The sequence below is a fragment of the Maribacter dokdonensis DSW-8 genome (assembly GCF_001447995.1).
Classification (GTDB): Bacteria; Bacteroidota; Bacteroidia; order Flavobacteriales; family Flavobacteriaceae; genus Maribacter; species Maribacter dokdonensis.
In genome coordinates this window covers 1304639-1319188 of record NZ_LDPE01000001.1, presented here as the reverse complement: position 1 = coordinate 1319188, position 14550 = coordinate 1304639, and the positions used below count along the sequence as shown (strand labels likewise).

The window sequence follows — 14550 nt, the reverse complement described above, 5'->3', positions numbered from 1 at the left end:
AAAGTATCCATTCTATTTAGTAGTCTGTAAGCCTAGTTCTGCACCTTTAAGATACATAAATTCTTGTGCAGCTTTATATTCATTTGGAATTTCTCCTTCTAAAATAGCCTCTTTGATCGCTTCTTTGATAATCCCGATTTCTTTAGACGGTTTTAGGGAAAATGTTTCCATAATTTCTTCTCCACTAATAGGTGGTTGAAAATTTCTAACATGATCGCGAGCTTCTACTTCCTCAATCTTTTGGCGAACAATTTTGAAATTTTGATGATACCTTCGCTGTTTTTTAGGGTTCTTTGTAGTGATATCCGCTTCACATAAGGTCATTAAATCTTCTACATGGTCACCTGCATCAAATATTAACCTTCGTACGGCAGAATCTGTCACAAAATCTTCTGATAAAACTATAGGTCTAGAACTCATAAGTACGAGCTTTTGTACATATTTCATTTTATCGTTCAATGGCATGCGTAACCTTTTGAACAGCTTATAGACCATTTTAGACCCCACAAATTCGTGCCCATGAAATGTCCAACCTATTTTTTTATGGAATCTTTTGGTTGGTGCTTTTCCAATATCATGTAATAACGCTGCCCAACGTAACCAAAGACTGTCTGTAGCTTCAGATATATTATCGACCACTTCTAGCGTATGCCAAAAATTGTCTTTATGTTTTTGCCCTTCTATTTCTTCAATGCCCTGTAACGCAGTAAGCTCTGGTAGAATTAAAGCTAAAAGTTCTGTTTTATGAAGCAGTGAAAACCCTACGGACGGTTTTTTGCACAACATAATTTTATTGAGCTCGTCCAATATTCGCTCGTTGGATACAATTTTTAAACGGTCTTTATTTTCGGTAATAGCTTGTAAGGAGGGTAGTGCAATATGAAAATCTAATTGTGTTGCAAATCGTATAGCCCTCATCATGCGTAAGGGATCATCTGAATAGGTTACCCCTGGTTCTAAAGGAGTTTTGATTATTTTGTTCTCAAGATCCGTTATACCGTTAAAGGGGTCCAATAACTCACCATAGTTAGATGAATTTAAAGAAAGTGCTAATGCATTTATAGTAAAATCCCTTCTTTTTTGATCATCTTCCAAGGTGCCGTTTTCAACAATTGGTTTACGGCTATCCCTGGTATAACTTTCTTTACGTGCGCCAACAAATTCTAGCTCAATGCCATCACTTTTGATCATGGCGGTACCAAAATTCTTAAAAACAGAAACTTGAGGTTTTCCCTTTAATTTTGAAGCTACTTTCTCGGCAAGTGCTATGCCACTGCCAATAGCAACGACATCTATATCTTTAGGAATGGATCTCTTTAAAAAATAATCTCTGACAAAACCACCAATAACATAGCAGTCTACAGAAAGTTCTTCTGCAGCTTCTGAAATAGTTTTGAAAATAGGGTTGTTTAAAGCGTCTATATGGCTCTCTTGCATGTTGTTATTCTCGAATAACCTTCACCGTATTGTCATTAGAAAGTCTAATAATTGATGAGGCGGAGCTATTCTGTTTCTCTCTGTGCAAATTTACCACATAGTCTACACCTTTTAAAATGGCTTGATCTATATTTTGGAAAGAATTTGGAGTGTTGTTTCCTGATATATTGGCAGATGTTGATACAATTGGTTTTTTAAACTTACCAATTAGGTAACTGCAAAATTTGTCAGAAGCTACTCTAATGGCCAGGGTATTGTCCGCTGCAATTAGGTTTTTGGCTATACCACGTGGATTATCGTAAATTATAGTGGTTGGTTTTGTAGAAAGGTCCATAAGGTCATAGGCCAGGTCAGGAACTTTTTCTATGTGCTTCTCAAGCATTGCGTCATTGGCGACCAAACAAATTAATGCTTTACTGTCTTCTCGTTGTTTTAATCGAAATACTTTTTGAACCGCTTCTTCATTGGTGGCATCACAACCTATTCCCCAAACGGTATCGGTAGGGTAGAGTATGAGTCCGCCATTTTCTAAAACTTCTATGCATTTGTTGATTTCCTCAGTCATCTTTGATAGGGTATAATTAAAGAAATTTATCTGGTGTTATATTATAATGTTGTGTTATAGCTTGCCATTGAGTTTTGTTTTTATCCCCACCTATGTTCGATTTTTTCAAAGATTGTTTTTGAGACCCAATGATAGGTATTGGTGTTTTTGCTCTATGCGCTGCTAATATTGTTTTTGTTCCCTGCAAATATGCCATAGCCTTAAACCACAAATCGTCGGCTTTTGGTGCTAATTCTAAAAATAGATCGGCATTTGTTACCTCTTTTGATAAACAGTTAGGAGGGTAAAGTACCCCTTCTGCACCAATTGCAATAATTGCGTCTTCATTATTCTTGGTGTTTTTATCCTTGATCCAACTTTTGTAAGAAAGTAATTCTCCAGCTGAGCTATAACTTATATACCTAGTTTGATTAGCTATTACCTTGTCTAAATTGGCTTTATGCTCTTGATATAATAAATGAAGCCAATTTTTTCTGTACATCATATCATCATCACATGTAATTATAATATCGTTGGGGTAAAGCTCTAAACTATGAACCAATTTTCTATGTGAGCAGGTTAAATCAGAATATAAAATTGAAAACAAATCAGACTCTAATGATACCAATTTTTCTGGAATTTCATCCTTTAAGGAGTGATGTAACCATAATACTATTTTTGTAGGCCTTACTTCTTGATTAAGGATACTTCTTATGGTCAAGTGCAGCGTATGCAACCTTGAAGGAATGGAGGTTAATGAAACAATTACAGGAATTTCTTCTTTCTGTACGTTAACCATACTTTTAGAAGATATTGATAAAAGTTTGGCAGCGTTATAAATTGATACCGGTATTTCTTTTAGCTTCATTTTACATTGCTGTATTTTGATCTATTATTAATAGAGCATCTTTTCTTGGTCAAAGATAGATAAGAGTTTTATATTTTTGCAGTAATTTGAAACGTAGCATGGAGATTCCTAAAATAAGTATCATTGTAAGTACATATAATGCCGAAGAGTGGTTGAAGAAGGTACTTTGGGGCTTTGAGCAACAAATTTTCAAAGACTTTGAAGTGGTTATTGCCGATGACGGCTCAAAGGAACCTACCAAAATTCTTCTTGAAGAAATGGCAAAAAAGGTTCATTACCCCATAGTTCATGTTTGGCAAGAAGATGACGGATTTCAAAAATCTAGGATACTTAATAAAGCGGTTACGGCTTGTTCTGCAGATTATATTATCATGACCGATGGTGATTGTATACCGCGAGAAGATTTTGTTCAAGTTCACTACATAAATAAAGAACCTGGTTATTTTATTTCTGGTGGATATTACATGCTACCAATGAATATCTCTAAATTAATTACTTTAGAGGATGTTGAAAAGCAGCGTTGTTTTAATATTCAGTGGTTAAAAGAAAAAGGAATTCCGCAGACATTCAAGAATAATAAGTTGACGGCTCGGGGGATCATTTCAAAAATCCTTAACTGGGTAACACCTACCAACGCTAGTTGGAACGGTCATAACTCTTCTGGTTGGAAGAAAGATATTGAAAATGTGAACGGTTTTGATGAGCGTATGCAATACGGTGGACAAGACAGGGAATTGGGCGAAAGGTTATTCAATTTTGGTATAAAATCAAAGCAATTACGTTACAGTGCTGTTTGTGTTCATTTGGACCACAAAAGAGGTTACAAAACACCAGAGTCTATTGCAAAAAATGTTGGAATTAGAAATGCCACCAAAAAGGAAAAAAGTGTGTGGACACACTATGGCATTACCAAATAATACGCAAGCTCATTTTTCTGTTCTAACCTTTTAAGCTCTCTATAGCGTTCAAGTACGCCCAAAGAATTCAAATAACAAATGGTAAAGCCTTTTTTGCCGTCAAGTATACCAAGTCTTAATATATAGTGGTTAAAAAATTTCCAGCTAGTTTTTAAGACCATCATTATATAACTGAATTTTTTTTCCTTGTAAAAAGATTCAATAGCTTTTAAACGACCATATTTGAGCATTTTACCTTTGTAGTCTTCGTGACTCTTATAACAGTAATGTGTTAGTTTTTCTTTTAAAATACCAGAATCACCATCCACGTCCAATGTTTCATGAACAATTTTGCAATCGGAAAATACAGCTTTACTTTTTCTAAAAAGGCGGTAGTTTTTATCTGTTTGCCATCCACTGAAATTTAATTTTTCATTTTTGAACATGAACTGTCGATAAAACCAAAAAGCAGCAATTTCGGTACCACTTGATATTGTTTCTTCTATTTCATTTTGCAAAGCATCTGAAACAATCTCATCAGCATCTAAAAATAAAACCCAGTCGTTTTTAGCCTGTTTTAAAGCAAAAGATTTTTGAGCGGTAAAGTTTTCGAACGGATTTTGAATGACTTTTACTTTAGGGTGTTCCTTTAAATATTCATAGGTTCCGTCAGTACTAAAAGAGTCAACTACAATAATTTCGTCAGCAAAAGAAACAGATTCTACACATTTTTCAATGAAACCAATTTCATTATACGTAATTACTAATGCGGTAAGTTGTTCTTTTTTTGTAATCATACAATCCAATTTGATAGGTTTGCTCTAATCGGAGCGAACAAAGTTATAACAAAAAAAGAATTAAAAAATTGTGTCAAGAAGTAAAATTCTTACAGGTTTAAAATCCAGTATTATAACTTGGTTCAGTTTATAAGAGGGTATATTTTAGAATGGTTGCGTTCAATTATCAAAAAGTTTTTTAGTTTTTGCTAACGCAGCTCCAATAACCTGGTGCATATCATAGTATTTATATTCAGCTAGCCTACCTCCAAAAATGACTAAGTCTTTGGAAGCCTTATTTTTATATTTTAAATACCTACTGTTATTCTTATCGTCGTTAATGGGGTAATAGGGTTCTAATTCAGTTGATGCCTCTAATGGAAATTCTTTTGTTATGACCGTTTTCTTTTGTTGCCCAAATTCAAAATGTTTGTGTTCTAAAATTCTAGTATATGGTATTTCTACTGCTGTATAATTAATAACTGCATTGCCTTGAAAGTTTTCGATATCTAAAACTTCATTGGCAAAACGTAAACCTCGGTATTCTAGTTTGCCAAATTCATAACCGTAGTACTCATCAATTTTACCTGTAAAGACCGTTTTGTGTGCCATCCCATCTAGGGCAATTTTATCTTTAAAGTAATTGACGCCAAGCTGTACATCTATACCTTCAAGTAACCCTCCAGTAAGTTCGTTATATCCACCTATTGGAATGCCTTGGTAGCTATCATTAAAATAATTGTTGTCGAATGTAAATCTTACCGGTAGACGTTTTATTATAAATGCAGGTAATTCTGTGGCTTTTCTTCCCCATTGCTTTTCTGTATACCCTTTGATCAGTTTGTAATAAATATCTTCACCAACCAATGAGAGCGCTTGCTCTTCTAAGTTTTGAGGTTTTTTTGTTTGGTGTTTTTTGCTTTGCTCTTCTATTATGTTTTTAGCTTCTGAAGGAGTTTTTACTCCCCAAAGCTGATGGAAAGTATTCATGTTAAAAGGCAAATTGAACAATGAACCTTTATAATTGGCAACTGGTGAATTTGTATATCTATTAAAAGGCACAAAGTCGTTTACATAGTCCCAAATTTTTTTGTCGTTGGTATGGAAAATGTGTGCTCCGTAGGCATGCACATTGATATCTTCTATTTTTTTACAAAATGTATTACCTCCTATATGTTCCCTTTTATCTACTACTAAACATGTTTTACCTCTTTTTTTTGCTTCATGGGCAAAAACTGCCCCGTATAGACCTGCGCCTACAATAAGGAAATCATACTTTTTTGTGGATGCCATTTTTTAAAATTTAATGCTCAAAGATACAGTTTGAAATCTAAATTTATTAACATGAAAATATTTACAATTGTTTAAGACTTAACTTAAAAACTTTATTTTAAAATGGTATAATTGCATGGCAAAAATGGCTTAATTAATACCTTCATGACTTCAAATAATCTTTTTTTTATTTCTAGGAATTATAAATTTTCAAAGAATGCGGCTTCTAAACCAAAAATGGACTGCGAGATAGTTCTTGAAAAAAACGGATTTAAAAATTTAGGTTTTAAACAAAGTAATTACCGCAGTTCGGCGATAGGTGCGGTTATTAGTTTTTTCGGAATCACAAAAGGGTTAATTCGCTTGCCAAGAAAGTCGGTTTTTTGCATGCAATATCCATTGAGTAAGTTTTTTGGGTATATCACCAATGTCGTTGCTTTAAAAAAATGTACACTAATTATTATCATTCATGATGTAAAATTTTTAATGGGGAAGTCAAAAGATTTAAATGGTGAAATGGCGAAGTTTAATAAAGCTGATTTTATCATAGTTCATAACGAATCTATGAAAAAGTGGTTTCAGGATAATGGCTGTACTGCACAGTTGGTCAGCTTAGAATTGTTCGATTATATTCATTCCAGTAATAAGCATGCCACGCTCAATACTCCTTACGATGTAGTCTTCGCAGGGGGGGTAGGAAAGGAAAAAAGCGAGTTTCTATATAGTATGGACAACCTTAGCCCTTTAAATTATAAATTGAAATTATATGGTAATGGTTTCAATGCCGCTGATGCTGAGCAAACTAATTCTATTCTCGATTATCAAGGTGTTTTTTCACCGGAACAGGTAATTGATGAAATAAACGGTTCGTTCGGGTTAATTTGGAACGGTAATGCTTTGACCGAATGTTCAGGGGATTTTGGTAAATACTTGTTATATAATAATCCGCACAAGACATCTTTATATCTCTTGTGCGGATTACCTGTAATTGTCTGGAAAAAAGCAGCTATCGCTAAATTCATTGAAAAAGAACAAATAGGTATTACCTTAAATTCTTTAGACGAACTTGATACTGTTTTAGCTAACCTTGATTCTAAAGACTATGCTACTATGGTTTCTAACGTAGAAAAGGTAAAGGTGAAGGTGTCTTCCGGTTATTACCTTTCTCATGCTATCAACAAAGTAGTGGCATTGGTTTAAAATTTAAACCGCTACATCATACTCTCTAAGTGCATCGTTCAATGATGTTTTTTTATTGGTGCTTTCCTTACGCTTACCAATAATTAATGCACATGGTACTTGAAATTCACCAGCAGGGAATTTTTTGGTGTAACTGCCAGGTATAACTACTGAACGAGCAGGAACAACACCTTTGGTCTCTACCGGAGTTTCACCTGTAACATCAATTATTTTAGTACTCATGGTCAAAACAACATTTGCACCTAAAACGGCTTCTTTTTCAACTCTAACACCTTCTACAACAATACAACGGGAACCAATAAAGGCACCGTCTTCTATGATGACCGGCGAAGCTTGTAAAGGTTCTAAAACACCACCAATACCAACACCGCCACTTAGATGTACATTTTTACCTATTTGAGCACAGCTACCTACTGTTGCCCAGGTATCTACCATGGTTCCTTCATCAACATAAGCGCCAATATTTACATAGCTAGGCATTAAAATGGTACCTGCTGAAATATATGCTCCATGTCTTGCAACGGCATTTGGTACTACACGAATTCCTTTTTCTTTGTACCCTTTTTTTAATGGCATTTTATCATGGTACTCAAAAATACCAGCTTCTAAAGTTTCCATTTTTTGAATAGGGAAATACATAACTACTGCTTTCTTGACCCATTCATTGATCTGCCATCCATCTTCAGTAGGCTCGGCACATCTCAATTTTCCTAAATCTAAAAGATTTACAACCTCTCTAATACTATCTTGGGTAGCAGACTCCTTCAAAAGGTCTCTATTTTCCCATGCTTTTTCTATTTGAGCTCTTAATTCTGTCATTTTCATAAAATTTTCTCAAATATAAGTTGAAGTACAGTAATTACCCATGGTCAAGGGCACATATAACAAATTATCCTTTATTTTTGCCAAAAATTTAGTTTGGGAAAGATCCTTGCAATTGATTACGGAGAAAAACGTATTGGGCTGGCAGTTACCGATGATATGAAAATGATAGCTTTTGGTTTAACTACTATTGCTACTCCTAAAATATTTGAATATTTAGCTGACTATATACCTAATGAAAATGTAGATACCATAGTTGTGGGCGAACCTAAACAAATGGATAATACCGCTTCTGAATCTGAAGTGCATATTGCTCCTTTTTTAGTGAAGTTGGCAGAGAAATTTCCTAAGGTGGCCATTAAAAGACATGATGAGCGCTTTACCTCTAAAATGGCTTTTCAGACCATGTTGGATAGCGGATTAAGGAAAAAACAAAGAAAGAACAAAGCATTGATAGATGAGATCAGTGCAACCATTATATTACAAGACTTTTTAAAAACAGTTTAAATGATATTACCCATTATTGCCTACGGTGATCCCGTACTAAGAAAAGTTGCGGATGATATAGATAAAGATTATCCAAAACTGAATGAATTGATTGCCAACATGTGGGACACCATGTACAATGCTAGTGGCGTAGGTCTTGCGGCTCCTCAAATTGGGCTTCCAATACGTATATTCTTGGTAGATTCAACACCATTTAGTGGCGATGAGGATTTAACACCGGAAGAACAAAAGCAATTGGACGGATTCAAGCGCGTATTCATAAATGCGACTATTGAAGAAGAAACTGGTGAAGAATGGGCTTTTAACGAAGGTTGTTTAAGTATACCGGATGTTCGTGAAGATGTTCGCAGAAAGGAAACTATTAAGATCAGTTATTTAGACGAAAATTTTAAAGAACATGTAGAAACGTATAGTGGTCTTTTGGCACGTGTAATTCAACATGAGTATGATCATATTGAAGGAGTACTGTTTACTGATAAATTGTCTTCTTTAAAGAAAAGAATGATTAAGGGCAGATTGGCCAATATTTCAAAAGGAAAAATCAGTGTTGAATATAGAATGAAATTTCCGTCATTAAAAAAAGGACGTTAAAATCATATCATAATTAATAGAAAAGTATAATATTTGTCGACTAAAATTTTAAAAGAGTATATGGGGTTAGAGAAGATTTTATCCGTTGCAGGAAAACCAGGTTTATATAAATTAATTACCCAAACTAGAACAGGGTTTGTGGCGGAGTCCTTGTTAGATGGAAAAAGAATTACGGTAAGCTTACGTAGCAGCGTTAGTGTTTTGTCTGAAATTGCCATTTATACACTTGAAGAGGAAGTGCCTTTAAGAGATGTATTCAAAAAAATACAAGAAAAAGAAGATGGTGGTAAAACATCTATTGGGCATAAAGAAGAGAAGATCAAATTAGAAGAATACTTCTTTGAAGTATTACCTAACTACGATGAGGATCGCGTTTATGTTAGTGACATTAAAAAGGTAATCCAATGGTACAATATATTGGTAGATAATAAAATCACCGATTTTTCAAGCGAAGAGGTTGCCAGCGAAGAAGCTTCTGAGGAGAAATAACCTTTATATTGTAATAATAAATAAAAAAAGCCTTGGTCACAACGATCAAGGCTTTTTTAATGGACTATTAATCTTTAGTCTTTTTCTATGGTTTCATAGGTATATTCACTTTTCTTCCAATCAATTAGAGCAGAAGGATAGTACTTAACGTCCATACGATCTAAAAATGGAGCTTGGTCTGCCAGTCTTACTCTATAGTCTTCCCAGTTTCTGTTTTCCTTAATACTCCAACTAAGTTCAGAATAGCCAATAATTCTAGGAAAAGCTAAATACTCTAGCTCATCAATATTACTAATGGTTTCTGACCAAAGCGGCGCTTCTACACCTAAAATATTTTCTAACGGAATACCATATTCTTCTGGTGTCCAAATGTATGCGGTATCTACCGGTATATATGCTGCCCAGTGCAACCCGAATTTAGAAAGGGTATCATACTCCATATCCAAGTATGCTTTCTTTGCAGGGGACACTATAATTTGCATGCCTTTGTCAACCGCTTTTTTGGCATTTTCCTCACTGGCCCACCATTGTGAAATTGAGGTTGAATCTACATCTGCAATGGCAACTTCATCCCATCCGATCATTCGTTTGCCATGTTTTTGAACTATTTTTTCTACCTTATTTATAAAGTGTATGTAATCTTTCTTTTTAGTTACATGGCTTTCATCTCCACCTACATGAAAATATGGACCAGGCGTAATGGCAGCAATTTCTTCTACTACATCATCTATAAATGCATATACGGTATCTTTTCTTGTGTCAAACGTGCTAAAACCAACACGCATACCTTCGTACAGTTTAGGTGTTTTTCCGTTTCCGTTTAAAAAAGGATATGAAACCGAAGCGGCATTGGTATGGCCCGGCATATCAATCTCTGGTATAATGGTCATATACCTTTCCGCTGCATAACGCACGATTTCCTTATAATCTTCTTGAGTATAAAATCCTCCTGCTTCGCCACCAACTTCAGTGCTTCCGCCAATTTCTATAAGCTTGGGCCAAGATTTTATTTCTATACGCCAACCTTGGTCATCACTAAGGTGTAAGTGAAGAACGTTTATCTTGTAATATGATAATAGGTCTATATATTTCTTTACATCATCTACACTAAAAAAATGTCTTGCAACATCTAACATAGAACCTCGGTAGGCAAAATTTGGGTTATCAATTATTTTACCCGATGGTACTGGCCATATTTTCTGTGGAGCCAAAGTGTCATTACTTTTAAGCGGCACCAATTGTCTTAGTGTTTGTATACCTCTAAACGCACCTTCTGCCGTATTGGAGTTTATGATGATAGAATCTTGGTTAATATATAATTGGTAGGCTTCTGGTGTTTCTAAATCGGTACTGTCACTTTGGTTGATGTAGATTACACGTTCTATTGTGTTAGAACCTTCACTATTTACGGGTATACTTAGGTTAATTTTGTCTTTTAATTTAGTAGCTAAGAACGTACCAACCTCTTCAAAGCCAGTTGCATTTTTAGAAGTGTATATTGCCGTAAATTGATCTAATGCAAATGCAGAATTTGTAGGTATGGTTTTTAAAGGTTTGGGTATTAGACTAACTTTAGATAAATCAGTGCTAGGCATTGCAATTCGTTCTTTCTTCTTCTCTGCACAAGCAAGGCATAATAGCATTAAACTTGTGAAAAATAGACTTCGAATACAAAAGGTTTTCATTTTGTTGAATAATTAAGGTTGGTTTACTAAATCTTTCATGGCTGCATACCAAATATCATAACCTTTTTGGTTCATATGTAAACCGTCTTCAATAAAAATATCGGTTTTTAGTTTTCGCTTGTTCAACATAGGTTTCCATACATCTACATAGAACAAATTTGGGTCGTCTTGGGTAAAACGTTCCATTTTTCTATTTAACCTTTTATATTTTCCTCGAATTTTCCAACGGCTAATACTTGGTTTTGCCGATATTAATATAACTTGTGTTGAGGTATTTTTTGCTTTTATTCGACGGATGATATCTGCGGTAGTATCAAGAACATCAGCAGGTCTTTTTTTAGCCCACAAATCATTATCACCTTCATATATAAATACCTTTTTAGGGTTGTAAGATAATATCAGTTCATCTATAAAGTATAAAAGGTCAGATGCTTGTGATCCTCCAAAACCACTATTGATGATTTGATGATCGGGAAACTCCTCTTGTAATTTTCTCCATAGGCGTACGCTTGAACTACCTGTGAATACAATGGTCTCTTTACTGGAATCCCAAATACTGTCATACTTGGCGGTGATATCTTTTACCTCTTTTGTAAATACATTTTCTACTTGCCCAAAACTGGTTAAGGAAACAAAAAAAATAAGAACAGTAAGTGTTCTTATTTTTTTTATGGTTTTAAGGTTGAGTTGTTGTTGAGACATACTTTTATTTATTAATGGTTTCTGTGAATTTTTCAGTTAGTGCCCATTTGTAAACCTGTGATATCCAATTATCCGATGCTAAATTTTGGGTTTTCATCCCAAATCCATGTCCGCCTTTAGAATACATGTGCATAGCGGTATTTTTGCCATTTGTTAACCATGCGGAATATAAGTCGGCACTTGGTTTTGCCAAACCTAAAGGGTCATCAGATGCACAAATCACCAACATAGGCGGCGCATCTTGCGGTACACTATATTCCCCTAAAACTGTCATCCAAGGATAAACTGGTACTATGAAGTTTGGTCTGTTGTTTTCCGTTGCATTAAATGTAACTCCCATGGTAACGGCCCCGCCAGCGGAAAAACCCATAAAGCCAATTTTATTGGGGTCCAATTTCATATTACTTGCATTGGTTCTTACATATGTAATGGCAGAAAGCCCATCCGCAATAGATAAAGGTAAAACGGGCGTTACCCTTTCACCTATTTTAGCCGGGTTGGTTGCTCCTTCATCGGTAATCTCTTTTATACCATCAATACCGGTAGGTACTAACCTATATTTTAAAACAAAAGCGGTGATACCTTTTTTATTCAACCACTTTGCAACTTGTCTACCTTCGCTTTCAATACTTAGGCCGTAAAGTCCGCCACCTGGTGCAACAATGACACTGGTGCCGTTTGGTTGGTCAGCTTCAAATACCTCTAATCGTGGTACGGAAACATTGGTGACCACTTCGTTTTCCCAAATATCAGAATAGTATTCTCTTTCTGCCGTTGACCAGGTTACATCGGCATTTTTTTCAAAGGGCAGATCTACCATCTTTTGTGCAAGTACATTCATGGAGATAAAAATACAGGTAACTAAAATAATTTTCTTCATAATATCTTTTTTATTGCAATGTTTCTATAAGCATGAATAGTAATGCGGCTAGTACTCCGCCAATTATAGGACCTACAATAGGTACCCATGCATAGCCCCAATCACTTTTTCCTTTATTTTTAATGGGCAAAATGGAATGTAATAATCTTGGTCCAAAATCACGTGCAGGATTTATAGCATATCCCGTAGGGCCTCCTAAACCAAAACCTATACCCATCACCAATAAGGCTACTGGTAGGGCATCTAATGAACCTAAAGAAACAGGACTATCTCCCATAGTGCCCCCGGCAATATAAAATACACCGAATACTAAGGCGAATGCACCTATGATTTCTGTAACCATATTCCAAAACGGACTTCTAATGGCGGGTGATGTAGAAAAGGTGGCTAAAATAGCACTTGTATCTTCCGTTTCTTCATATTGTTTTTTATAATTGAGCCATACCAAAAAATTTCCCATCATTGCCCCTAAAATTTGAGCTAGGATATAGCCAGGTGCCAATGACCATGAAAATTTACCGGCTACGGCCAAACCAATGGTGACAGCTGGGTTTAAATGGGCACCGCTGGTATCTGCGGAAACAAAAACACCAATAAAAACGGCTATACCCCAAGCTAGGGATATTCCTGTCCAGCCAGAATCGCTTCCTTTGGTACCTTTTAAAACTAAATTGGCAACAATACCATTTCCTATTAAAATGAGTAATGCGGTTCCAATAAATTCAAAAATATATGTTATCATAGTTTGGTTGGATTTTAAGTCGTTTAAGATAATTAAAATCGAGGAATTATAAATTTTTAAATCCTTTTATTGAATATATGATAATATAAGATCATTGTAAATGCGTTTTTTACATGAGACCTTTAATTGCTGATCAATGTGTTTGATTTATTTAATTAGGTTATGGGCAAATAATCAAATGTAATCCCTCCTTTTAGAATTATTGCAGCTTATATGTTTCAATAGCCGTATTCAGCTAGTACCTAACACCTTTCACATTCATTTTTAGAGTGTAAATAGCACCCATTGCCGTAATGAATAGTATGTTTTGGTCCTTACCTCCAAAAGTGATATTGGCCGTCCAGTTTTCGTTTATAGGAATATGATGTATTTGTTCGCCTTTCTTGTTAAAAACAGTAACACCATCACCTGTAAGATATATATTGCCTTTATTGTCAATGGTCATGCCATCTGAACCCATATTGGTGAAAAGTTTTTTACCTTTTAGGGTTCCATTAGGTTGTATGGTGTAAGCATATGTTTTTTTATCCCCAATATCAGCAACGTAAAGTGTTTTACCGTCTGGAGTACCTATGATACCATTGGGCTGAACAAAACCAGAAGCTATAATAGATACCTCTTTTCCATCTGGAGATATGTAATACACATTCTTTTCTGAAATTTCTGCCTTAGTTCTTGTCCAGTATTCTCTTTGGTAATAGGGGTCGGTAAAATAGATACCACCTTTTAAATCTACCCAAATATCATTAGGACCATTAAGTTTTTTATCTTCAAAAGAAGTTAATAGGGTATCAACATTTCCGTTACTGTCAATTCTCCATAGTTCATTATTCTCGTCTGCAGCGGCCAATAAATTTCCGTCATGGTCAAAATATAGACCGTTTGCCCTACCCGAAGGTTCTTTGAATATACTTAGCGAATTGTCATTTGCATGCCACTTAATTATTTTATCATTTGGTTGATCGGTAAAATAAACATTGCCATCTTTATCTGAGGCCGGACCCTCTGTAAAACTGTATGTACTATCTACTTTAACTAGCAACGTATCGTCTGCTATTATAGATGAATGTTGGGCTTTACAAGAGAATACAAGAATGCCTAAGGCAAGAGAACTGATTATGGTATACTTGGTTTTCATG

16 protein-coding genes and 1 pseudogene are annotated in these 14550 nt (G+C 35.1%); 5 read left to right on the top strand and 12 right to left on the bottom strand.

Features of this window, described 5'->3' with window-relative positions:
* Positions 1–12: 12 nt before the first annotated feature.
* From I600_RS05780 to I600_RS05770, 3 genes are read right to left on the bottom strand one after another with little or no spacing between them, the layout of a single operon-like run.
* On the bottom strand, positions 13–1437 hold the full coding sequence (locus tag I600_RS05780) for a CCA tRNA nucleotidyltransferase (protein WP_058103524.1): 1425 nt from the start codon (positions 1435–1437) through the stop codon (positions 13–15).
* A gap of 4 nt (positions 1438–1441) precedes the next feature.
* The gene (locus tag I600_RS05775; RefSeq protein ID WP_058103523.1) at positions 1442–2002 is read right to left on the bottom strand and encodes an L-threonylcarbamoyladenylate synthase; all 561 of its coding nucleotides are present in this window, start codon (positions 2000–2002) and stop codon (positions 1442–1444) included.
* 16 nt (positions 2003–2018) lie between these two features.
* Positions 2019–2849 carry a hypothetical protein gene (locus I600_RS05770; RefSeq protein ID WP_058103522.1) on the bottom strand — a complete coding sequence of 277 codons (831 nt, stop codon included), beginning with the start codon at positions 2847–2849 and terminating at the stop codon, positions 2019–2021.
* Positions 2850–2947: 98 nt separating this feature from the next.
* On the opposite strand from I600_RS05770, the pseudogene I600_RS19605 reads away from it, so the two are divergent.
* Positions 2948–3283 (top strand): annotated as a pseudogene (locus tag I600_RS19605) (glycosyltransferase); the annotation flags it as partial.
* A 342-nt stretch (positions 3284–3625) separates the two neighbouring features.
* Here the strand turns inward: I600_RS19605 and I600_RS19600 are convergent.
* The 3 genes from I600_RS19600 to glf all read right to left on the bottom strand — a co-directional run bounded on the left by I600_RS19600 (position 3626) and on the right by glf (position 5814).
* Complete coding sequence (locus I600_RS19600) at positions 3626–3748, bottom strand: hypothetical protein (RefSeq protein WP_394332426.1); 123 nt, start codon at positions 3746–3748, stop codon at positions 3626–3628.
* A complete protein-coding gene (locus tag I600_RS05760; RefSeq protein ID WP_058103520.1) occupies positions 3748–4542 on the bottom strand; it encodes a glycosyltransferase family 2 protein in 795 nt (264 codons plus the stop codon). The genes I600_RS19600 and I600_RS05760 overlap by 1 nt, the downstream gene beginning before the upstream one ends.
* A gap of 159 nt (positions 4543–4701) precedes the next feature.
* Entirely contained in the window at positions 4702–5814 is a 1113-nt protein-coding gene (gene glf, locus I600_RS05755) for a UDP-galactopyranose mutase (protein ID WP_058103519.1), read from the bottom strand.
* Positions 5815–6030: 216 nt separating this feature from the next.
* Between glf and I600_RS05750 the strand changes: the two genes are divergently transcribed.
* Positions 6031–6993: a beta-1,6-galactofuranosyltransferase gene (locus I600_RS05750; RefSeq protein ID WP_245188847.1), complete on the top strand. Its 963-nt coding sequence runs from the start codon at positions 6031–6033 to the stop codon at positions 6991–6993.
* A gap of 3 nt (positions 6994–6996) precedes the next feature.
* On the opposite strand, the gene I600_RS05745 is transcribed toward I600_RS05750, so the two are convergent.
* The gene (locus I600_RS05745) at positions 6997–7812 is read right to left on the bottom strand and encodes a 2,3,4,5-tetrahydropyridine-2,6-dicarboxylate N-succinyltransferase (RefSeq protein WP_058103517.1); all 816 of its coding nucleotides are present in this window, start codon (positions 7810–7812) and stop codon (positions 6997–6999) included.
* Positions 7813–7911: 99 nt separating this feature from the next.
* On the opposite strand from I600_RS05745, the gene ruvX reads away from it, so the two are divergent.
* The 3 genes from ruvX to I600_RS05730 are packed head-to-tail and all read left to right on the top strand — an operon-like array spanning position 7912 to position 9402.
* Positions 7912–8322: a Holliday junction resolvase RuvX gene (gene ruvX, locus I600_RS05740; RefSeq protein WP_058103516.1), complete on the top strand. Its 411-nt coding sequence runs from the start codon at positions 7912–7914 to the stop codon at positions 8320–8322.
* On the top strand, positions 8323–8913 hold the full coding sequence (gene def / locus I600_RS05735) for a peptide deformylase (RefSeq protein WP_058103515.1): 591 nt from the start codon (positions 8323–8325) through the stop codon (positions 8911–8913).
* Positions 8914–8973: 60 nt separating this feature from the next.
* Positions 8974–9402 carry a DUF5606 family protein gene (locus I600_RS05730; protein ID WP_058103514.1) on the top strand — a complete coding sequence of 143 codons (429 nt, stop codon included), beginning with the start codon at positions 8974–8976 and terminating at the stop codon, positions 9400–9402.
* Positions 9403–9476: 74 nt separating this feature from the next.
* Here I600_RS05730 and I600_RS05725 read toward each other — a convergent pair whose 3' ends face one another.
* From I600_RS05725 to I600_RS05705, 5 genes are all read right to left on the bottom strand, one after another.
* Complete coding sequence (locus I600_RS05725; protein ID WP_058103513.1) at positions 9477–11087, bottom strand: family 20 glycosylhydrolase; 1611 nt, start codon at positions 11085–11087, stop codon at positions 9477–9479.
* Positions 11088–11099: 12 nt separating this feature from the next.
* Positions 11100–11789, bottom strand: a complete 690-nt coding sequence (locus I600_RS05720) for an SGNH/GDSL hydrolase family protein (protein ID WP_058103512.1) — start codon at positions 11787–11789, stop codon at positions 11100–11102.
* A 4-nt stretch (positions 11790–11793) separates the two neighbouring features.
* Positions 11794–12669 (bottom strand): alpha/beta hydrolase, encoded by an 876-nt coding sequence (locus I600_RS05715; protein WP_058103511.1) that lies wholly within the window; start codon positions 12667–12669, stop codon positions 11794–11796.
* Positions 12670–12679: 10 nt separating this feature from the next.
* The gene (locus tag I600_RS05710; protein ID WP_262493598.1) at positions 12680–13441 is read right to left on the bottom strand and encodes an MIP/aquaporin family protein; all 762 of its coding nucleotides are present in this window, start codon (positions 13439–13441) and stop codon (positions 12680–12682) included.
* Positions 13442–13646: 205 nt separating this feature from the next.
* A complete protein-coding gene (locus I600_RS05705) occupies positions 13647–14549 on the bottom strand; it encodes an SMP-30/gluconolactonase/LRE family protein (RefSeq protein ID WP_058103509.1) in 903 nt (300 codons plus the stop codon).
* Position 14550: the final 1 nt, after the last annotated feature.